This is a genomic window from Simplicispira metamorpha, from assembly GCF_004341365.1.
Lineage (GTDB): Bacteria > Pseudomonadota > Gammaproteobacteria > Burkholderiales > Burkholderiaceae_C > Simplicispira > Simplicispira metamorpha.
Map to the genome: position 1 here is coordinate 1 of NZ_SLXH01000042.1, position 19401 is coordinate 19401.

Below are 19401 nucleotides of genomic sequence, written 5' to 3' on the forward strand. Positions count from 1 at the left end.
GCGCAAGTTTGGGGCCCAACTACAGCCCCAGACGGGCGCGCTTGTCAGCGAACGCCTGTGGAATCAGGCTATTGAGATACCTATTTAGCAATCCCACTTTTTGGCTGAAAAACTCCGGGTTACGCTGCGCTGATCCGACCGACAGGGGCCGTTGCTTGAGCAGGTCGCCCCCCCGCAGGGCGTGGCCCGACAGCCCCGGCTCAAGGCGTTTGGTGGTACCACCACTGGCCTTCTTCCAGCAGCCAAGTTTCGACCACACTGGTGGTGATGGGCTCCCGGAAGCCGCGCGCCACCACGCGCGTATCAACGGCCACCTGCACGGTGCAGCGCTCGGGCGTAGTGCACTCCACGCTTTGCACGCGCGCGCCCATCCAGCTGGCACCGGTGCCAAAGCGACTGCGGTAGCTCTGCGCCGTGTTCAGCCCCCGAAAAGCGGGTGTGGTATAGCCATAGGCATCCTCGTACTTACCGGTCACCAGCCAGTCCCAGCGCTGCTGGGCGCGCACACGCACGGCGTCTTCGGCCTTGGCAGGTGTGAGCACGGCAGCGGCGGGGGCGCTACTGCTAACAGCACCCGGCACAGCGCAACCTGCCAGCAGGCTGGCGGCCAGGGCAGTGGCAACCAGCAGGCCACGGCAGGACATGGGAGTACGGAAGGTATTAGGCATAAGTGCTTGCGTCCTTTGTAATACGTTGGAGTTGGTTAGTTGGAAGGGAGGAACTGCAGCGGTGCTGGCGGCTCCTGAACAGGCGGTTTTTGTGGTCCGACTTGCAGCGGCAGGCGCTGCAAAGCACGCATGCGGTCGCGCAGGTCGGCGCCCACTTCAGTAATCTCCACATCCGAGCGCACCACCCGGGGCGTGATCACCACCAGCAGTTCGGTTCGCTTGGAGTCGTTCCGGGTGGCGCCAAACAGGTTACCGAACAGCGGCACCTCGTGCAGCACCGGCACACCAGACTTGCTGCCATTACCGGTTTCCTGGATCAACCCCCCCATCACGATCGACTCACCCGAGCGCACCGCCACTTTGCTGGACAACTGGCGCTGCAGGAAGAAGCGCTGCTTGGTGATTTCATCCTGGCCACCCACATCGGTCACCGACTGATCGACTTGCAAGGTGACGATGTTGCCCGCATTGACCGAGGGCGTGACCATGAGGTTCACACCCGTGTCTTTGTACTGGATGTTGGTTGAAGTGACCAAGGTATCGCTGTTGGTCAAAGTACCCGCCTGGATAGGCGTTTGATTGCCCACGATGATGGATGCCGTGTGGTTGTCCAGCACCATCAGCGATGGGCTGGCAATCATTTTCAGCGTGGTTTTGGCCGATAGCGCGGTCAGAACAGCGCGCACATTGCCCAGCGGATTCTTCAGCGTGTAAGAAAAACCGTTGGTCGGCTTCACCAGAGAGCCGCTGTCTTCGATTTTGGTGTTGTTCGACAACAGGCCCGAGCCGGTGTAGCCGGTGGTGGAACGGCTGTCGCTGAAAGCCCACTGCAACCCATATTGCAAATCGTCAGTCAGGGTCACTTCGACGATGCTGGCCTCGATCAAGACCTGTGTCGGTGGCAGATCCAACCGCTTGAGGGTGGATTCGATCTTGGAAAATTCGGATTTGGTACCCCACACTAGCACGGCGTTATTGAGCTCGTCGGCCATCACGCGCACGTTGCCCAGTACTGCAGTGGCCGGTGCCTGTTGTGCAGTGCCAGCCTGTCCGGCGCGTGTACCCCCAGCGCTGGCAGTCCCTGCACCACCCGCGCGCATGCCCAACCCGCCACTGCTGGGGAAGGCAGTGCTGGAGCTAAAGGCGCTTCCGGGCTGGCCCAAACTGGAGCCAGTGGCGCTGGTCAAACCCGGAGCCACACCGGAGTTGGCCACGGCACTGGTCTGGCGGCCATCGCCAAAAATGCCGCCCAGCACAGTGGCAAGGTGGCGGGCATTGACGTTCTGCACCTGGTAAATGAAGAGTTGGGGCTCAGCGCTGTTGTCGCTGGGCTGATCCAGGCGCTCAATCCAACGGCGCGCTTCGTCCAGGTAAGCGGCCCTGGGGGTGACGACCAAAATGCTGTTGAGCCGCTCTATGGGCATGATGCGCAAGGCACCAAAAAGCGGGTTGGCTTCGCCCAAGGCACTGGCACCAGCGCTGGCGCCTGCGGTGGCACCCGCACGCCCAGTGGCTCCCGCCGGGGTGGCCTGTGTCGGTGTAGTGCCACCGGCACCCGCGCTCATGAGTTGCATGGCCGCCTCCACCTCTTTGATGGATGCATATTTGAGCGGAAACACCCCCACCGACATGCCTTTGAGTAAATCAACGTCAAAGGTGTTGACAAGATCCAGCCAACCTTCGGCCTGGGTGCGCGTGCCGGTCAGCACCAACAGGTTGCGCACGGTATCGACGCGCACCAGCGCTTCAGCAGGCATGAGGGGGCGCAAGATAGTGGCCATCTCACCGGCACCGATGTATTGCAGCGGCACAACGATGGCGCCATAACCAGGCGGAAGCGGGCCACTGCCGGTTTGGCGCACACCAGAACCTATGCCTTTGAGGGTGTCAGGGCGCCCGACGTGGTAGCTGCCACGTGCATCGCGCAGCAACGCCAGACCGTTGGCCTGTAGCGCACTTTCCAGCAGAAATGCGGCTTGGTCAGGGGCCACGGCAGCGCGCGTGGCCAGCGTAATAGTGCCTGCCAACGGGGGGTGCAGCACGTAATCGGCCTTGAGGATATCCCCCAAAATCGTGCGTACCACTTCGGCTACGGGCGCTTCTTCAAAATTGAAAGTAACGGGAGGGCCATCGAACGCGGTAGGCACTTTGGCAGGAGCGATAACCCGGTCATTGCCCCGGATCAAGCGCGGCTCGGTAGTGTTGTCGGGTTCGGCAGCGCCGGCCTTGACGGTGCCCAGCGGCGCTACCGTAGTGGTTGATGTCACCAGCGACGGTTGTGCAGAAGTTTGCGCAGCCACCAGTTGGGAAGCGGCCAGAGCCACGGCAGAAAGTGCGTATCGGTAGAAGGTCATGGCAACAAATGGATAGGCAGAAGGGGCCAATGGCAGGCTCAGGGCCCCCCAAAGATCGGGCGGCGTGTGGTGGATGTCTGCGGCGCAGGTGATACAGATGGCGCAGGTGGTACTGATTGGGCAGCCGCATTGGCCGCCGCTGCCGCTTGTGACAAGGCCACAGGCACTGCCGGTGGCGGTGGCCGCACAGGCGGTGCGGACACCGGTATCACTGCCCCGGTATAGTTACTGACAGCGGCGCGCACCAATTGCAAGGTGCGGGTCTGGCCCGCATTGTCAAAGGTGGCGCTGCGTGCCTGCACGGTGCGCAGCACCCAGCCACCGTCCACCATCTCATTGAGTCGAACGCGGCGGCTCTTGCCACCGATGTGCAAAATGACAGCCCCCGTTTGTCCGTTCTCCGCCACACCTAGCAGTTTGGCATCGGCCAGGGTATCGACAGGTGCCGGTGGTGTGGAAGGAGAAGGTGGCGGCGGTGGCGGCGGCGGACGCCGCGTGACCGAAAACAGCGGACGCTCCAACCAGGACATAAAGCGTGCAGTGTCTACCCGGGTGCGCTCGGGCAATACGGGCAGCATCTGTAGGTAATCGCTGGTGATGGGCTTTGGTGCCTGCCAGCGCACGTTGCGCACGCTGCCATCGCGATGCAACCATAGTGCAGCCAGCACCAACACCAGCACTACGTTGAGCGCCACCAGCAAAGTAAGTGCATTGCGCTTCATGGCTGCACCCTCAGCACCGAAAAGCCAAACTGCACCGCCAGGGTCTGCACGCCTTTGACGGGCGCTCCGTAGCCTTGCACCACCATGGTGTCGATCAGGATGGCTGGCTTTTGCTCGGCCAGTCCGGCCAGGGCAGTTTGCAGCGCCAGCATTTCACCCTCGGCACGCACCGACAGGGGAATGCGCTCAAAGCCTTTTTCTTCTTTCGGCGGCAGCACCTGGCTGCTGGCAATCGAAAGACCAGCGCTGGTCAAAATACTGCGCACGCGCTGCTGTACGTCATTGCCAGTCTGGTTGGCGTCCTGGTCTTGCGGGTAGATGTACTGGGCCAGTTGGGCCTGGGCGCGCTCACGGGCCTGCGCCAAGCGCTCGCTGCCCGCCTCCATGCCCAGCAGACGGGCGTAACGCGGCTCCAGCTCGCTGAGGCGGTTTTGCGCCCACTGGTGCTTTTGGTACACATAAACGGTGACGCCCGCCAGGGGCAGTGCCAGTGCGGCCAAGGTAATGGCCAGTGCAGCGGTTTCTCGACGGAGGTACTGTTTCATGGCGCTGCCTTGGCAGGGGTGACGGGCTCAGGGCCAGACGAGAACGGGCTTTTTCGTGCTGGAGCACCAGTGCCTGTGGTTGCTGCCGGGGACAGTTTGGCCGGGGACGCAGCCGGGCCAGGTGTGGCCGGTACAGACGCTGGTGTTGCGGCAGGCACAGATGCACCGGGTTCAGGCACGGGTGGCTCGGCAGCGGGGGGCACTTCAGGAGCTGACCCACTGCCTGACTCGGGTGCGGTAGCCTGCGGCACCGGCACAGGGCCCGCAGCAGACAGCACAGCAGGATCCAGCTGAAACTCAATCAAAAAACTCTCCGCTGTGGCGCCAGGGCTGCGCGTAGCGGCCGACGGGGCGCGCACCTCTTTGAGGCCCGCCGTGGTGCCCAGCAACTGCATGAGCGCCGCCGCATTGGTGGTCAGCCCGTTGATAGTGACTTTCATACCCTGCACCTGGATCGATTGCAGCGAGGTATCGTCGGGCAGGGTTTGGGTCAGTAGCTCCAGCAGGGCGATGGTGTCGGCGCGCTCCAGCAACAGGGCGCGCACGCCTTCCATGCGCTCAATGCTGCGCACCAGCACTTCACGCTGTGCCATCAGGGGCGCAGTGCGGTGATGGGCTTCGGTGTAGGCGTTAACGGCTTCAATGGCACGCAAACGCAACTGTGCCGTGGGTGTAATCGCCAACGCGGCCACGATGGCGCCAGCGCTGAGCAGCAAAGCGTAATCCATGCGGCGGCGCTGGGCGCCGTAGTGCGCACGGTGCGCCTCGCCCCAACCCGACAGCACGATGGGCTGGCCCGTGGGGGCAAAGGCCCAGACTTCCGGCGCGGTATCGCTGGCAGCAGCACTGAGGCGGTGTTGTTGTGTCTCTATCCATTGCGCAATTTGCTTGCGCGAGGCAAACACCGCATCCACCTGCAACCCACCCTGCACCAAAGACTGGGCGCTGTAACCCCAAACGAGATCTGCCGGTGCAAACGGGCTGGCGCTTTGCACATCCAGCGCCACGGCCTGTGCCACTTGCGCGGTGGCCATCACGGGAACCGCCATGCGCCGACGCAGCAGCTTGTCGTCGGGCAGTTCAATGGCTTCAAAACGCGCAGCGGGGGCCTTGCCTGCCGGAGCTGGGCGCTGTCCCAGCCACACCGCGTCGCTGCCGTCGGCGTGCAGCACACGCACAGGGGCATCGGGGGTCAGCCAAGCCAGCGCGGGCCACTGGTGCATGTCTTGCCAGGGACGGCGCAGCTCAAGCCACAGTGCGCGCAAGTCCAGCCCAAAAAAGCGCGAAGAAGGTGTTGTTGGAGACATGTTCTAGGTTCAGACACCCTTGGCGGGCGGGGCTTGCATCCAGTGTTCTGCATGAAAAATACGCCAAGGCAAACCCAGGCGGAAATCGGGCCGCAGATCAACGCTGTGCTCCACCACCACCTGGCCGTTGTCCGCCAGCGCCACGCGGGCTTGCAAGCGGTATCGCGGGGAAGATGCGTTGTCCAGAAATTCGCCGTTGAGGACGGTGCTATCGAGATCGGCGGGGTTTTTATCGCGTGCTGCTGCCAGGGCGGTGGCGCGTACAGCATCGCCCCCAGCCAGAACGCGCAGAACCCCTTCTGGGGCCGCTTGGGGATTAACCCGGCCACTGCCTTGGGCCTGCGCAGTGACAAGGCGCGAAAGTCTAGCATAGAGGTCATACCCAACCCCTGGCACGCGCAGCAGGTCTTGCTCGGCCTCAAAACCCACCTCCCGGCCACGCGCGTCGCGCTCACTGCGCACCTGCACAGTGGCTTCGGCCAGCGTCTGGGCGCTCTTGGCATCTATGCCACCGGCCACGCCGTAGAGGCTGGCCAACAAGGCCACAGGGGCGCGGTTGATGTCGATCAGCCCGGTCATGGGCATGACTTCGACGACCATAGGCTGGCCCTGGTAACTCACTTCCACCTTGGTGAGGTGTGCTGGGCGGTTACCGCTCGCTGCCATGTCTTGCAACACCAGCATGATGGCGGCCTCGCCCAGAGCGGCCGCCTCGGTGCTTTGGCGCGCCACACTAACCAGGCGCACTTCGCTGCGCACCGAATGCACTACGCCAGTAACGATGACCGACAGGGCCGACACAATCCACAGCACCGCAATCAGTGCAATGCCGCGCTGCGGGCCGGATCCGACAAAACACGGCCACTTCATTCCGGCCCCGCAGAAAAACGACCACTGCCGCGCTCACTGGCGGGCAGGCTGCGCATGGGCAGTACCCACAGGGGCCAGGGCCCGGCGCTGGTTTGCAGATCAATGCGCACGCGCTCGGGCAAGCTGTCGGTACGCGTCCAGACGGGCACCCAAGCGGGTGCACTCTGGCGCGCGTCTTCGTAAGACAGCGCCAAAGACACTGCGTCTCTGACCAAAATCCGGCTATCGGCCTGGCTCCAGTCGGGAAAGTCGGCCCTGTCCGTCCACGGCATGAAGCGAATCACCAGCGCGGGTCCGTCCTGTAGTGGCTCCAGCGCCAACCGGAAAAACGTGCGCCCCCCGGCGCCTTGGCGGGCTGGCATGATTCCAACCCAGGCCACGGCATCGGCAGCGCCCGCAAACAAGTACGGGCTGGCGCCTTCCTTGGGCACTACAGCGATTCTTCTGGCCGACACGCGGCCCAGCACGGTGTGCAAAAAACCAGTGGCCACGCGCAACTCGTCGGCACGGGCCAGGCGGGCATCCACGCGTTCTTCCGTCTGCGCCATGGTACGCAAGGCAGATGCCATCCCCAGCATCAACATGGACAGCAGCGCCATAGTGACCAACAGCTCCACCAGGGTAAAGCCGGTCTGGTGGGTGGATGGAGGCGCGCTCATGGCGTACCCCCAGCCACCGGCGCACGCTGAGGGCGCAGGGTGTGCAGTTCGACGCGGCGCTCCAACGCACCTTCGCTCCAGCCCACCACCATGTGCAAGGCGTGCAGCAAAGGCGCGCCTGGGTTGCTCTGGCTGACAGGTGTGGCATAAGGCTGGCTGCGCACCGTCCAGGTAAAACCTGCCGATTGGCCAGACTCGCTCCAACCCTCAGCGGGTACGGCATCGCGAGCGGCCAGCAAAGACTCAGCCAGCAGCACCGCACGCTGGTAACTCTGGGTTTCTCCGACCTGGCGGGCGCTGCTCCCCGTGGCTTTGTACAGCATGCCCAAAGCAATCGCCATGATGGCAAAGGCCACCAGCAGCTCCAGCAGTGACAGGCCACGCTGGTACCCAAACGGGTGGCCAATCCTCATGGCAGCAGCGCTTCCTGGGTCACATGGCCAGACAGCCAATCCACCCGCAGGCGGGTACCGGCGCCGGAGGGCCGCAGAATTTCCACACTGCCGCCAGTGGCACCGCCATCGGGCAAAAAACGGATGGAAGCTGCACCCTGGCTGCTCAGTTCGCTACCCGCCACCGTGGCGCGCACTTGTAGCGGTTCGGGAATATCGCGCACGGGCTGGCCGTCAGTGTGGTAACGGCGTTGATCGAGGTTGACGGTGAAGGCGATGTCGGTGCGCCCAGCCAGCGCCCGCTGGCGGGCCGAGCGCATGTCGGCCAGCATGCCGCGCAGCACGTCACGGTACTGAGCGGATTCGCGCATGCGTTCAAAAGCCACCGGTACCAAACCGATCAGCAGCGCAAAAATGGCAAACACCACCAACAGCTCGACCAGCGTAAAGCCGCGCGCACGCCGCATGGTGGCAATACCGCAGTCCGGGGAGATCAGGGGGTGTTGCGTATATCGGCGTTTTCGCCATCGCCGCCTGCAGCACCATCCGCACCGAGGGAGAGGATTTCGATACCGCCGTTGGGGCCGGGGTTGGCGTACTTGTAGGGCTTGCCCCAAGGGTCTGATGGCACGCCACCTTTAAGGTAAGGGCCGGTCCAGCCGTTCACGCTACCGGGACGTTTGACGAGTGCTTCCAGCCCCTCTTCTGTGGTGGGATAGCGGCCCACGTCCAGCTTGAACAGCTCCAGCGACTTGTCCAGATCAGCAATCTGCACGCTGGCAGTTTTGGATTTGGCGCCACCCAGTTGGTTCAGTACGCGCGGGCCCACCAGCCCAGCAAGCAGCGTCAAGATGGCCAGCACCACCAGCAATTCGATGAGCGTAAAGCCCCGTGCAGACTGGCGACGGGGCAATGCGCCAGAGGCGCGGCAGGCACGAAAACTCACCATGGGAGAGGGTTCCTTGGGCAAACAAAAATTATACGGCGAGGTCATTGATGGACAGTATCCCGAGCAGGATGGACACAATGATGGCGGCAATCAAGACGCCCAACACCAGAATGAGCACGGGCTCCACCAACGTCAGAAGGCGTTTGATGCCGGTTTCCACTTCTCGGTTCAATATATTCGCCAGTTCCAGCATCATCGGGCCGATGCGACCGGTTTCTTCACCCACGCGGATGAGGTTGATGGCCAGCGGCTCAAAAATGCCTGTGGCAGACAGCGCCTGCACCACCCGCCCACCTTCCTTGACGATGGGCGAGACCCGCGCCAACGCCTGCTGCAACACGGTATTGCCCACGGTTTCAGTGGCAATGTGCAGCGCTGTCAGCATGGGGACGCCATTGCCCAGCAGCGTACCCAAAGAACGAGAAAACAGCGTGAGCTGGTACTTGAGCGCCAACGGCCCCATCAGCGGCAGGCGCAATACCAACGTTTGCCACCACTGGCGCCCGGCAGGTGACTTGAACCAGCGCGCCAGCAATATGCCCACGCCGATGAGCGCAGCCCCGATGAACAAACCATAGTTGGTAAACGCCTGTCCCAGCCCCATTACCAGGCGCGTGGGCATGGGCAGCGCGTCGCCCATGTCGGTGAACAGTTTTTCAAACTGCGGCACCACAAAGCCCAGCATGGCGATGAGCGAGAGCACAGCCACTCCCAACAGGATGGCCGGGTAGATGGTGGCCGAAATCACACTGTCGCGCAGGGTGCGCTGGCGCTCCATGTGTTCAACCAGGCGATCGAGCACGGCAGACATCTGCCCGCTGGCCTCACCCGAGCGCACCATGTTGATATAGAAGTCGCCAAACAGCTCCCGGTGCTGCGCCAGCGCCCGGCTCAGGGGCGTGCCGCCCTTGACGGCATCCAGAATGCCCTGCATCAGCTCCGCCACACTGGGCTTGTGGCTCATGTCGATGAGCACGCGCAACGCGTTGTCCAGCGCCAGCCCGGCGCGCAGCATGATGGCCAGCTCCGACGTGATGGCCAATACGTCGGGTGCCGTCACCGGCCCCTTGGCTTGGCGCACCTTGGGCTGCGCAAAAGTGCCCGCCGCCCCCGCACTGGCCACAGCACTTGCCGCAGCCGTGGCAGCGTCGTCAATGCCCAACGGCGTCAGGCCCTGTTCACGCAGCTGCTTGAGCACCGCCCCCGCACTGGCCGCCGTGAGCCGGCCTTCTTCCACCTTGCCTGTAGCGGTGGCGGCACGCCAGACAAACTCAGGCATCGGACTGGTCCTGGGTCACGCGGGCCAGCTCGTCCAGCGTGGTGACGCCAGCGGCCACTTTGCGCAGGCCATCTTCGTGCAAGCTGAGCATGCCGCCCTGCGCCGCGATGGCGTTGAGGGTGTTGGCGTCGCGCCCCTCGATGATGGCGCGGCGCATGGGCTCGTCCAGCACCAGCAGCTCATGGATGCCAGTGCGGCCCCGGTAGCCCGACTGGCGGCAGTGCTCGCAGCCGACGGCGCGGTACACCAGTTGATCTGTGGGACAAAAGCGCGACAGGCCGGTGCTCTGGCGCACGGCGGCACCGGGCTCATAGGCCTCTTTGCAGTGGCCGCACAGGGTGCGTACCAAACGCTGGGCCAGCACGCCGTTCACCGCCGAAGTGATCAGGTAGCGCTCCACGCCCATGTCCTGCATGCGGATCACGGCGCCCGCAGCGGTGTTGGTGTGCAAAGTCGATAGCACCAGGTGCCCGGTCAGCGCGGACTGCACGGCGATTTGCGCCGTCTCGCCATCGCGCATTTCACCGATCATGATGATGTCCGGATCCTGGCGCAGGATGGAGCGCAGCGCGTTGGCAAAGGTCAGGTTGATTTGCGCATGCACCTGAATCTGGTTGATGCCTTCGAGCTGGTATTCCACCGGGTCTTCGACGGTGATGATTTTTTGCGCCGTGGCGTCAATCTTGGCCAGCGCAGCGTAAAGCGTGGTGGTCTTGCCCGAGCCCGTGGGGCCGGTCACCAGCAAAATGCCGTGCGGACGCGCCAGCAGGGCATTGAAGCGTGCCAACGTGTCTTTTTCAAAACCCATTTTTTCGAGCTCGAGGCGCACGCTGGCCCGGTCAAGCACGCGCATGACCACACTTTCACCATGCACCGTGGGCACGGTAGAGACGCGCAAATCCAGCTCCCGCCCCTTGACGCGGGTTTTGATGCGCCCGTCCTGCGGCAGGCGCCGCTCGGCAATGTCCAGGTGTGCCAGCAACTTGACGCGCGAATTGACCGCTGCCGACAGGCGCGGTGGCACCAATTCTCCGGGGTGGATCACACCATCGACGCGGTAGCGCACGTGCAGGCCGTCATCGAAGGGCTCAAGGTGGATGTCAGAGGCGCGCAGGTCAATCACCCGACCAATGATGGTGTTGACCAGGCGGATAACGGGCGCCTCGCTGGCCAAATCTTTCAAGTGCTCAACAAAATCACCGCCATCGGCGCCGTCGCCAAAGCCGTCATCGCTGTCTTCGGTGGCTTCCTCTACTGGCTCAGCCAAGGCTTTTTCAATGTCACTCTCCAGCGCCAGATGCGGCCGGATGGCATAGCCGGTGGCCAGGTGCAGGGCTTTGACCACAAACGCATCCTGCGGCACGGCCATGGCCACATCGAGCTGACCATCTTGCAGGCGCAGCGGATAGACGGCGTTGGCGTGCAGAAACTCGGGCAGCAGGCCTTCCACTTCGGGCATGAGGTCGGGAAAACCATCGGCGGGCACCAGGGCAATGCCCAGCTGTGCCGACAGGGCCTGGGCCACATCGGCATCGGACACCAGCCCCAGGCGCACCAGCACACGCCCCAGCATGCTGCCCATTTCCTGCTGTGCAGACAGTGCGCGTTCCAGGTCGCGTGCGCTGAGTTTGCCAGCCTGCACCAGCAAATCGCCAATGCGCGGGCGCGGCGCGCTGGCGTCGCCCAGCGGCGCGGTGGTGAGCGAAAGTGTGTTGGTTGTCATGGAAGATGGGGCAATGCAGATCGGCACCGCACGGCGGCCAGGGCCTGCGGGCAATGGCAGTGAGTGTAGCCGGGGTGTGCTCGCCAGCGCTCCAGGTGGGTATGCTGCGGGCCGCGCACTCCACTGCGCTGTGACGGCCCGATCAGCCCCCTGACAGCACAGCGCACCGACCATTCCAGCGCCAAAATTACTATGTTTTTAATAGCTACTTGCGCTTACCCCACAAGGGATAGAAGCAACTTTTACCTGTAATTTACGTGAACCATCCCCTTGCCATGACCCGGCGCTCCGCCCGCCACACGCCCACCACCATTGCCACCGCTGTGGCCGCTTGCGCAGCGCTGGTCGCTGGCGCGGGTGGACTGGCACTGCTGGCAAAGCACCACAGCACACCCCCAAAGCACACCGGGCCCATGCTGCTGGCGCCCATGTTCGGCACCTTCGATACCTGCATTGCCACCCCGACTGCCACCCCCAGCGCGGGCGTGGGCAACGCTGCGACAGCCCGCACACAAGATGGCGCCCGCACGCTGGCCGAGACCTGCACCGGCCCGAATGGCTCGGCGGCAGCGCTGGTCGAATCTACGCTGTCGGCACTGCAACCGCCTGAGCGGGCGCAGGGGCCCTATCCGCTGGGATACACGCTGGCGGTGCCGCTGCTGCAACTCTTTCGTGCCACCGAGCAAGGCTGGGCGCTGGACACCGAACGCATCCAGCGCCTGGCACGCACCGTGCGCGATACCCAGCGCCCGCTGATTCTGTATCTGTTCTCCACGCACTTTGCGACCGACGCCCCCCTGGAAAAAGCCCTGGCCACCGACCCCGCCAACCTGGCGCAGACCCGCGACGGCCCTATGCCCACCAGCCAGTACTACGGCGCGCCTCTGTATAACTGGACACTAGCCCGCACCGACACCCCCTTGAGCGCCTACCGCGTGCAGGCCACGCAAGCGCTGCTCACAGAGATGTGCCGCCTGCCAGCCCAGGACATCGCCAAAATCCGTGGCGTGACCCTGCTGGGCGAGCTGCACCACCTGTTTCCCGACTTTGAAAGCGGCATGGGCTTTGGCGGCAGCTACCGCGTGACGGATTACAGCCCGGCATCGGTGGCGGGATTTCAGCAGTTTTTGCGCCAGGAATTCCAACACATTGATCGCCTGAACCGCAGACTGGGCGCCAACTACGCCACGTTTACCGAGGTGCAGCCGCCATCGCGCGACATCCGCACCGAGCCACTGCAGCGCTACACCGAGCACATCGACTCGTTCGCCCACGGCAGCCTGCCCATTGCAGGCTGGGCCTTTGCCCCCCGCCCGGCGGGCGCGCCACCGGCGTGGGTGCATGTGTACCGCAACGGCACGTTCATTGGCAAAACGCCCGTGAACAAGGGCCGACAGGACGTGCTGCAAGCCAAGCCGGAGCTGGGTGACGCCAACACCGGTTGGCGGCTGGACATGGATTTCAAGCGGCTGCCCGTGGGGCTGCACCGCATCGACGTATTTCTGGAAGCCCGCCCTGGGCGCCTGCAAGCTCTGGGCACACGCCGCATTGCCATCATGGACGACCGGCAACGTCCTCCTGCACCGCTGGCACAACAAGCCCTGCCCGCCAGCGCACCACCAGATGCGGCCCTGCAAGCCCACATCGACTGGCCTGCCGAACAATCGTCCTACTACTACAACCCGCTGGTACCGCTGTGGCACAGCTTTCGGGGGCAGCAGGTGGTGGACTATTTACAGTTTTTTCAGGGCGTGGTGAAACAGTCGTGCCTGGCGGGTACACCGCATTACACGCACCAGATTATTCCGTTTACCAACCCCAGCTGGGATGAAAACAAGTTTGCTATTCAGGTCTCTCTGCGCGCCCTGCCCGGCATGCGGCTGGGTGTGAGCCTGTATGGCGATGCCACCTACGGCACCGCTTTCTCCCAGTGGTACGCAAGCACCGGGCACCCAGGCTACGGCGTGACGGAATTTCACCCGCTCAAGGCCATGAATGCACCGGCACTGCAACACACGCTGAACCAGCATGCAGCACGCGGAGCACAGTTCTTGTCGTTCTTTCTGGAACCACATTGGCAGGGCCAGCTGGTGGCCCGAGATGCCAACATGTTCTCGCTCAGCCCCGAGAACGCCCCGTTTGGCTCAGCCCAGCTCTATCAGTCCGCACAACGCCTGTTGACTACGGCCAGGCAGTGAACATGCTGTGCGCGGCAAAAGCGGGCAGCGCGCTGGCCCTGTCAGGCAAACACTTCCGCCTGCGCCAGGGACAAGCCTTGCGCATCCTTGGCCGACAAGCGCGGCTCACCCGCAAACTGCCAGTCAATCGCCAGCGCGGGATCGTTCCAGGCAATGCAGCGCTCATGCTGGGGAGCGTAGTAATCGGTGGTTTTGTACAGAAACTCGGCGGTGTCGCTGAGCACCACAAAGCCGTGCGCAAAGCCCGGTGGCACCCAGAGCTGGCGGTGGTTGTCGGCGCTCAGTTCAGCGCCCACCCATTGGCCAAACGTGGGCGAACTTTTGCGGATGTCCACGGCCACATCAAATACAGCGCCCTGCACCACACGCACCAGTTTGCCTTGTGCTTGCTGGATTTGGTAATGCAGGCCACGCAACACGCCCTGGCTGGAGCGGCTGTGGTTGTCCTGCACAAACTGGTAATCGGTGCCGGTGGCTTCGTTGAAAGCGCGCTGGTTGAAGCTCTCGTAAAAAAATCCGCGCGCATCGCCAAACACTTTGGGTTCGATGAGCACAACGTCCGGGATGGCGAGGCGGGTAGCTTGCATGGGCAACTCAATAAATCTTTTCTTGCAGAACGCGCACCAGGTACTGGCCGTAACCGTTTTTCAGCAGCGGCTGCGCCAAGCGCTCCAGTTGCGCAGCGTCAATCCACTGGTGGCGCCAGGCGATTTCTTCGGGGCAGGCAATTTTCAGGCCCTGGCGGTTTTCGAGGGTGGCGATGAACTGGCCGGCTTCGAGCAGGCTCTCATGCGTGCCGGTGTCCAGCCAGGCGTAGCCCCGGCCCATGATTTCAACGTTGAGCTGGCCTTGTTCCAGGTACAGGCGGTTCAGGTCGGTGATTTCCAGCTCGCCGCGCGCCGATGGCTGGAGGTTTTTGGCCAGCTCGACCACTTGGGCGTCATAAAAATACAGCCCGGTGACGGCGTAGCTGGACTTGGGTGTGCGGGGTTTTTCTTCCAGCGACAGCACTTTGCCCGCTGCATCGAATTCGGCCACGCCGTAGCGCTCAGGGTCGTGCACATGGTAGGCAAAGACGCTGGCGCCTTCGCTGCGCTGCATGGCACTGCCCAGCAAATCCTGGAAGTCGTGGCCATAGAAGATGTTGTCGCCCAGCACCAGCGCACTGGGGCTGCCTGCCAGAAACTCCTCGCCAATGATGAACGCCTGCGCCAGGCCATCGGGGCTGGGCTGCACGGCGTATTGCAGGCGAATCCCCCACTGGCTGCCGTCGCCCAGCAACTGCTCAAAGCGCGGCGTGTCCTGCGGCGTGCTGATGATGAGGATGTCGCGGATGCCCGCCAGCATCAACGTGCTGAGGGGGTAATAAATCATCGGTTTGTCGTACACCGGCAGCAGTTGCTTGCTGATGGCCAGCGTGGCCGGGTGCAGCCGGGTGCCCGAGCCCCCAGCCAGGATGATGCCTTTGCGTTGTGCAGTCATAGTGGGTCAAAAATATTCAAAATTGATAGCTGCAAGCGCTTACCCAGTAAGGGCTTGCACCTTTTTTATGGAAGATTACAAAATCTCGTACAGCATGCGCGCCACGCCCTGCTGCCAGTGCGGCAAGGTCAGGCCAAAAGTGGTTTGCAGCTTGGTGGTGTTCAGGCGCGAGTTGTGCGGGCGCACCGCAGGCGTGGGAAAAGCGCTGGTGGGTACGGGCGCCACTTCTTTAGCTACTATTTTGATAGCTGATTGCGCTTTCCGGGCCTGATCTAGAACGTATTTTGCATACAAATTCCAGTTGGTTTCGCCGCCAGCGACCAGGTGGTACAGACCCGCATCCTGGGGGCGCTGCTGCAGGCGGCGGATGGCGTGCGCTGTCACATCAGCGAGCAGGTCGGCGCCGGTGGGCGCACCCCACTGGTCGTCGATGACAGTGAGGCGTTCACGTTCCTGTGCCAGGCGCAGCATGGTTTTGGCAAAGTTGCCTCCGCGCGCGGCATAGACCCAGCTGGTGCGCAAAATCAGGTGCTGGGCGCCCGATTGCTGGATCAGTTGCTCGCCCTCCAGCTTGGTACGGCCATACACGCTGAGCGGTGCGGGCACATCGGTTTCCACCCAGGGGCGACTGCCGCTGCCGTCAAAGACGTAATCGGTGCTGTAGTGGATGAGCCAGGCCCCCAAGCGCGCAGCCTCCTCAGCCAGCACGCCGGGGGTGGTGGCGTTGAGCAGCCGGGCCAAGTCAGGCTCGCTCTCGGCCTTATCGACGGCGGTGTGGGCGGCGGCGTTGACGATGATGTCGGGCCGCAGGGCGCGCACGGTGTCGGCAATACCGGCGGGGTTGGCAAAGTCGCCGCAGTGCCCGGTGCTGTCGTGGTCCAGCGCGGTGACGTGGCCCAGCACCGACAGGCTGCGCTGCAACTCCCAGCCGACCTGGCCGCCTTTACCCAAAAGCAGGATATTCATGCGCCGGCCTGTTCGGCGTATTGGGCTTGCACCCAGTCGCGGTAAGCGCCGGTTTGCACGTTGGCCACCCAGTCGGCGTTTTCCAGGTACCACTGCACAGTTTTGCGGATGCCGGTGTCAAAAGTCTCTACCGGACGCCAGCCCAGTTCACGCTCGATCTTGCGCGCGTCGATGGCGTAGCGGCGGTCATGGCCAGGGCGGTCTTTGACGTGGGTAATTTGCACGGCGTAGCTTTGGCCATCGGCACGCGGGCGCAGTTCATCCAACAGGCGGCAGACGGTGTGGACGATGTCGATGTTCGGCTTCTCGTTCCAGCCACCGATGTTGTAGGTCTGACCCAGGTGGCCTGCGTCCAGCACGCGGCGGATGGCGCTGCAATGGTCTTTGACGTAGAGCCAGTCGCGGATCTGCATACCGTCGCCATACACCGGCAAAGGTTTGCCCGCCAGCGCATTGACGATCATCAGCGGGATGAGTTTTTCCGGAAAATGGTAGGGGCCGTAGTTGTTGCTGCAATTGGTGGTCAGCACCGGCAGGCCGTAGGTGTGGTGCCAGGCGCGCACCAGATGGTCTGAGGCAGCTTTGCTGGCCGAATACGGGCTGTTGGGCTCGTACACATGGTCTTCGGTGAAGGCAGGTGCATCGGCGGCCAGCGTGCCATAGACCTCATCGGTGCTGACATGCAACAACCGAAATGCTTCTTTTTTGATAGCTGGAAGCGCTTGCCAGTAGTGCCTTACAGCCTCTAAAAGCTTGAAAGTTCCGACCACGTTAGTCTGGATGAAATCGTCTGGGCCGTGGATAGAGCGGTCCACGTGGGACTCGGCGGCAAAGTTGATGACGGCGCGCGGCTGATGCTCAACCAACAAGCGCTCGACTAGGGCGGTATCAGCAATGTCGCCCTGCACAAAAATATGGCGCGCATCGCCTTGCAGGGTCGCCAGATTTTGCAGGTTACCGGCATAGGTCAACTTGTCGAGGTTGACCACGGGTTCATCAGAATGCGCCAGCCAGTCGAGCACAAAATTGGCGCCGATGAAGCCAGCGCCGCCGGTAACAAAAATCATGGGATGAAGCTTTGAAAACTGCCGGATGGCAAAAGCCCGGGATTATCCCATTCTCACCTCGGTGGCTTCAGTGGCCGTTAGAAATGGATGCCGCGCATCATTTGCTGCAACGCCACTGCCTCGGCAGACAGTGGGGGCTTGGCCTCTTTAGCCTCTTTGGCGGGGGCAGTTTCGGAAAACATCCGAAAGCTGGTGTTCATGCCGATCTGCGCCACGCGCGGCAGCAAAGCATGTAGCACCTGACCGACGATGCCCAGGCGGGTAGCAATGCGCGCTGGCTTGAAAATGCAGGCTTGCACCACCATGTCCGCGGCCTCTTGCGGACTCAGCGTGGGCACGTTGTTGTAGATCGGGGTAGGGGCAATCATGGGCGTGCGCACCAGCGGCATATTGATGGTGGTGAACGTGACACCCTGGTCGGCAAACTCGCTGGCAGCGCAGCAAGTCCAGGCATCCAGTGCAGCTTTGCTGGCAACGTAGGCTGAAAAACGCGGCGCATTGGTCAGCACACCAATGGAGCTGATATTGACCACATGGCCTTTGCCTTTGCCCACCATGGCTGGCAGCAACCCGGTGGTGACGCGCAGAGCACCAAAGTAATTGAGCTGCATGGTGCGCTCGTAGTCATGGAAACGGTCATAACTGGACTCAATCGCCCGGCGAATGGAACGCCCCGCGTTGTTGATCAGAAAGTCCACACTGCCGTGCTCGGCCAGCACCTGCTGCACAAAGCGCGTGCAATCTGCGGGATCAGCGATGTCCACGGCATAGGCCACAAAAACATACCCCCTGGCCTGCGCCTGCGCGCAAGCCAGGTCAAGTTTTTCTTGGTCACGCCCGCAAATGAGGGTGGTGGCACCGGCTTCGGCAAACCTGTGCGCGCTGGCCAGGCCAATCCCAGAACTGCCCCCGGTGATCAGAACCACCTTACCCGCCACTGTGCCCTTGAGCGTGTGGTCAATGAACAAATCGGGGTCGAGATGGCGCTCCCAGTAGTCCCATAAACGCCAGGCGTAATCTTTCAGTTGGGGGCATTGCACACCTGTACCTTGCAAAGCGGCCAGGGTTTCGCGGCAATCAAAGCGCGTGGGGTAATTAATGAACATCAGCATGCCATCGGGCAAGCCGAGATCTTTCAGGATGGCATCACGCACACGGCGAACGGGTGCCAACGCCAGCAGGGTTTTCTGCACACTTTGGGGGATGAATCCCAGCAGAGCGGCATTGATAAACAGATTCATGCGCGGCGCATGGGCGGCGCGGCTGAAGATATCGAGGACATCGCCCACGCGGTAGCCCACAGGATCAACCAGGTGGAAACATTTGCCATGAATACCCGGCTGGTGGCTGATCGCACTGAGCGCATCGACAACAAAATCTACCGGAACGATGTTGACCCGGCCACCCTCCAGTCCTACAGCGGGCATCCATGGCGGCAGCCATTGGCGCATGCGCTGAATCAGCTTGAAGAAATAGTAGGGGCCATCGATCTTGTCCATTTCTCCGGTGGTGCTGTCACCCACCACCATAGCGGGTCGATAGACACTCCAGGGTAACGGGCATTCGCGGCGGACAATCTTTTCGCTGTCATGCTTGGTCTGGAAGTAAGGATGCTCCAGGTTTTGCGCTTCATCGAACATGTCTTCCCGAAACACCCCTTCGTACAAACCTGCGGCAGCAATAGAGGATATTTGGTGAAAATGCCTGGCCCCAACCAGTTGGGCAAGCTGCACTGCGTGGCGGGTTCCCTCCACGTTGACACGCACCTGACTGCTCTCATCAGCGGTCAAATCATAGACAGCCGCCAAGTGGTAGATATGGTTTATGCGATCTTTGAGCTTGGCAATGTCAGCGACTGACACACCACACCCTACGTCAGTGATATCACCATACACAGGAACGGTACGCGCTGCACTGGCTTTCCAGTAGCGGCGCAGGGCAGGAACCTTCTCAGCACTTTCCTGGCGAATGAGGAAATGCACCACAGCCCCTTTGCGCTCTAGGAGCTTCTTGACCAATCGTTTGCCAATAAACCCGGTCGCTCCTGTCACGAAATACTGCATACAGACTCCTCTATGAGACAGAGGGGTATTTTGCAACGTCGCAGAGGGATGTTCAAATACATCCCCCCCCAAAACCGAAACCCCCCGTGACCTGTTTGTGAGGTTACGGGGGGGTTTGGAGGCTATTGGTGCCTGACGATGACCTACTTTCACACGG

General features: G+C 62.3%; 18 protein-coding genes. 1 reads left to right on the forward strand and 17 read right to left on the reverse strand.

The annotated features are described in order from the left end of the window. Positions 1-200: 200 nt before the first annotated feature. The 12 genes from EV674_RS16390 to gspE are packed head-to-tail and all read right to left on the reverse strand — an operon-like array spanning position 201 to position 11468. Positions 201-644: a hypothetical protein gene (locus EV674_RS16390; protein WP_119012711.1), complete on the reverse strand. Its 444-nt coding sequence runs from the start codon at positions 642-644 to the stop codon at positions 201-203. 59 nt (positions 645-703) lie between these two features. Next, a complete protein-coding gene (gene gspD / locus EV674_RS16395; RefSeq protein ID WP_119012712.1) occupies positions 704-3022 on the reverse strand; it encodes a type II secretion system secretin GspD in 2319 nt (772 codons plus the stop codon). Between the two features lie 38 nt (positions 3023-3060). Continuing rightward, entirely contained in the window at positions 3061-3744 is a 684-nt protein-coding gene (locus EV674_RS16400) for a type II secretion system protein N (protein WP_119012713.1), read from the reverse strand. After that, complete coding sequence (gene gspM / locus EV674_RS16405) at positions 3741-4289, reverse strand: type II secretion system protein GspM (protein ID WP_119012714.1); 549 nt, start codon at positions 4287-4289, stop codon at positions 3741-3743. The genes EV674_RS16400 and gspM overlap by 4 nt, the downstream gene beginning before the upstream one ends. Continuing rightward, complete coding sequence (locus EV674_RS16410) at positions 4286-5596, reverse strand: PilN domain-containing protein (protein ID WP_119012715.1); 1311 nt, start codon at positions 5594-5596, stop codon at positions 4286-4288. The genes gspM and EV674_RS16410 overlap by 4 nt, the downstream gene beginning before the upstream one ends. Positions 5597-5605: 9 nt before the next feature. After that, on the reverse strand, positions 5606-6466 hold the full coding sequence (locus EV674_RS16415; RefSeq protein WP_119012716.1) for a type II secretion system protein GspK: 861 nt from the start codon (positions 6464-6466) through the stop codon (positions 5606-5608). Next, the gene (locus tag EV674_RS16420; protein WP_119012717.1) at positions 6463-7125 is read right to left on the reverse strand and encodes a prepilin-type N-terminal cleavage/methylation domain-containing protein; all 663 of its coding nucleotides are present in this window, start codon (positions 7123-7125) and stop codon (positions 6463-6465) included. The genes EV674_RS16415 and EV674_RS16420 overlap by 4 nt, the downstream gene beginning before the upstream one ends. Beyond that, positions 7122-7538 (reverse strand): type IV pilus modification PilV family protein, encoded by a 417-nt coding sequence (locus EV674_RS16425; RefSeq protein ID WP_119012718.1) that lies wholly within the window; start codon positions 7536-7538, stop codon positions 7122-7124. Before EV674_RS16425 ends, EV674_RS16420 begins: the two co-directional genes overlap by 4 nt. Then, complete coding sequence (locus tag EV674_RS16430) at positions 7535-7984, reverse strand: type II secretion system protein (protein ID WP_119012719.1); 450 nt, start codon at positions 7982-7984, stop codon at positions 7535-7537. The genes EV674_RS16425 and EV674_RS16430 overlap by 4 nt, the downstream gene beginning before the upstream one ends. A 26-nt stretch (positions 7985-8010) precedes the next feature. After that, positions 8011-8466 (reverse strand): type II secretion system major pseudopilin GspG, encoded by a 456-nt coding sequence (gene gspG / locus EV674_RS16435; protein ID WP_119012720.1) that lies wholly within the window; start codon positions 8464-8466, stop codon positions 8011-8013. A 28-nt stretch (positions 8467-8494) separates the two neighbouring features. Continuing rightward, positions 8495-9745, reverse strand: coding sequence for a type II secretion system F family protein (locus EV674_RS16440; RefSeq protein WP_119012721.1), 1251 nt, complete (start codon positions 9743-9745; stop codon positions 8495-8497). Further along, a complete protein-coding gene (gene gspE / locus EV674_RS16445; RefSeq protein WP_119012722.1) occupies positions 9738-11468 on the reverse strand; it encodes a type II secretion system ATPase GspE in 1731 nt (576 codons plus the stop codon). Before gspE ends, EV674_RS16440 begins: the two co-directional genes overlap by 8 nt. 275 nt (positions 11469-11743) lie before the next feature. On the opposite strand from gspE, the gene EV674_RS16450 reads away from it, so the two are divergent. Next, on the forward strand, positions 11744-13666 hold the full coding sequence (locus EV674_RS16450) for a hypothetical protein (RefSeq protein WP_119012723.1): 1923 nt from the start codon (positions 11744-11746) through the stop codon (positions 13664-13666). A 41-nt stretch (positions 13667-13707) separates the two neighbouring features. On the opposite strand, the gene rfbC is transcribed toward EV674_RS16450, so the two are convergent. From rfbC to EV674_RS16475, 5 genes are all read right to left on the reverse strand, one after another. Beyond that, the gene (rfbC, locus tag EV674_RS16455) at positions 13708-14253 is read right to left on the reverse strand and encodes a dTDP-4-dehydrorhamnose 3,5-epimerase (protein ID WP_119012737.1); all 546 of its coding nucleotides are present in this window, start codon (positions 14251-14253) and stop codon (positions 13708-13710) included. 7 nt (positions 14254-14260) lie between these two features. After that, complete coding sequence (gene rfbA / locus EV674_RS16460) at positions 14261-15148, reverse strand: glucose-1-phosphate thymidylyltransferase RfbA (protein ID WP_119012724.1); 888 nt, start codon at positions 15146-15148, stop codon at positions 14261-14263. Between the two features lie 75 nt (positions 15149-15223). Then, positions 15224-16114, reverse strand: a complete 891-nt coding sequence (gene rfbD, locus EV674_RS16465) for a dTDP-4-dehydrorhamnose reductase (protein ID WP_119012725.1) — start codon at positions 16112-16114, stop codon at positions 15224-15226. After that, positions 16111-17181 (reverse strand): dTDP-glucose 4,6-dehydratase, encoded by a 1071-nt coding sequence (gene rfbB, locus EV674_RS16470; protein ID WP_119012726.1) that lies wholly within the window; start codon positions 17179-17181, stop codon positions 16111-16113. The genes rfbD and rfbB overlap by 4 nt, the downstream gene beginning before the upstream one ends. A gap of 77 nt (positions 17182-17258) precedes the next feature. Then, on the reverse strand, positions 17259-19244 hold the full coding sequence (locus tag EV674_RS16475; protein WP_119012727.1) for an SDR family oxidoreductase: 1986 nt from the start codon (positions 19242-19244) through the stop codon (positions 17259-17261). Positions 19245-19401 lie beyond the last annotated feature (157 nt).

Excerpts from the sequence above, each read along its gene's own strand:
- EV674_RS16390 (WP_119012711.1), bottom strand. The coding sequence starts at position 644 with ATGTCCTGCCGTGGCCTGCTGGTTGCCACTGCCCTGGCCGCCAGCCTG.
- gspD (WP_119012712.1), bottom strand. The coding sequence starts at position 3,022 with ATGACCTTCTACCGATACGCACTTTCTGCCGTGGCTCTGGCCGCTTCC.
- EV674_RS16400 (WP_119012713.1), bottom strand. The coding sequence starts at position 3,744 with ATGAAGCGCAATGCACTTACTTTGCTGGTGGCGCTCAACGTAGTGCTG.
- gspM (WP_119012714.1), bottom strand. The coding sequence starts at position 4,289 with ATGAAACAGTACCTCCGTCGAGAAACCGCTGCACTGGCCATTACCTTG.
- EV674_RS16410 (WP_119012715.1), bottom strand. The coding sequence starts at position 5,596 with ATGTCTCCAACAACACCTTCTTCGCGCTTTTTTGGGCTGGACTTGCGC.
- EV674_RS16415 (WP_119012716.1), bottom strand. The coding sequence starts at position 6,466 with ATGAAGTGGCCGTGTTTTGTCGGATCCGGCCCGCAGCGCGGCATTGCA.
- EV674_RS16420 (WP_119012717.1), bottom strand. The coding sequence starts at position 7,125 with ATGAGCGCGCCTCCATCCACCCACCAGACCGGCTTTACCCTGGTGGAG.
- EV674_RS16425 (WP_119012718.1), bottom strand. The coding sequence starts at position 7,538 with ATGAGGATTGGCCACCCGTTTGGGTACCAGCGTGGCCTGTCACTGCTG.
- EV674_RS16430 (WP_119012719.1), bottom strand. The coding sequence starts at position 7,984 with ATGCGGCGTGCGCGCGGCTTTACGCTGGTCGAGCTGTTGGTGGTGTTT.
- gspG (WP_119012720.1), bottom strand. The coding sequence starts at position 8,466 with ATGGTGAGTTTTCGTGCCTGCCGCGCCTCTGGCGCATTGCCCCGTCGC.
- EV674_RS16440 (WP_119012721.1), bottom strand. The coding sequence starts at position 9,745 with ATGCCTGAGTTTGTCTGGCGTGCCGCCACCGCTACAGGCAAGGTGGAA.
- gspE (WP_119012722.1), bottom strand. The coding sequence starts at position 11,468 with ATGACAACCAACACACTTTCGCTCACCACCGCGCCGCTGGGCGACGCC.
- EV674_RS16450 (WP_119012723.1), top strand. The coding sequence starts at position 11,744 with ATGACCCGGCGCTCCGCCCGCCACACGCCCACCACCATTGCCACCGCT.
- rfbC (WP_119012737.1), bottom strand. The coding sequence starts at position 14,253 with ATGCAAGCTACCCGCCTCGCCATCCCGGACGTTGTGCTCATCGAACCC.
- rfbA (WP_119012724.1), bottom strand. The coding sequence starts at position 15,148 with ATGACTGCACAACGCAAAGGCATCATCCTGGCTGGGGGCTCGGGCACC.
- rfbD (WP_119012725.1), bottom strand. The coding sequence starts at position 16,114 with ATGAATATCCTGCTTTTGGGTAAAGGCGGCCAGGTCGGCTGGGAGTTG.
- rfbB (WP_119012726.1), bottom strand. The coding sequence starts at position 17,181 with ATGATTTTTGTTACCGGCGGCGCTGGCTTCATCGGCGCCAATTTTGTG.
- EV674_RS16475 (WP_119012727.1), bottom strand. The coding sequence starts at position 19,244 with ATGCAGTATTTCGTGACAGGAGCGACCGGGTTTATTGGCAAACGATTG.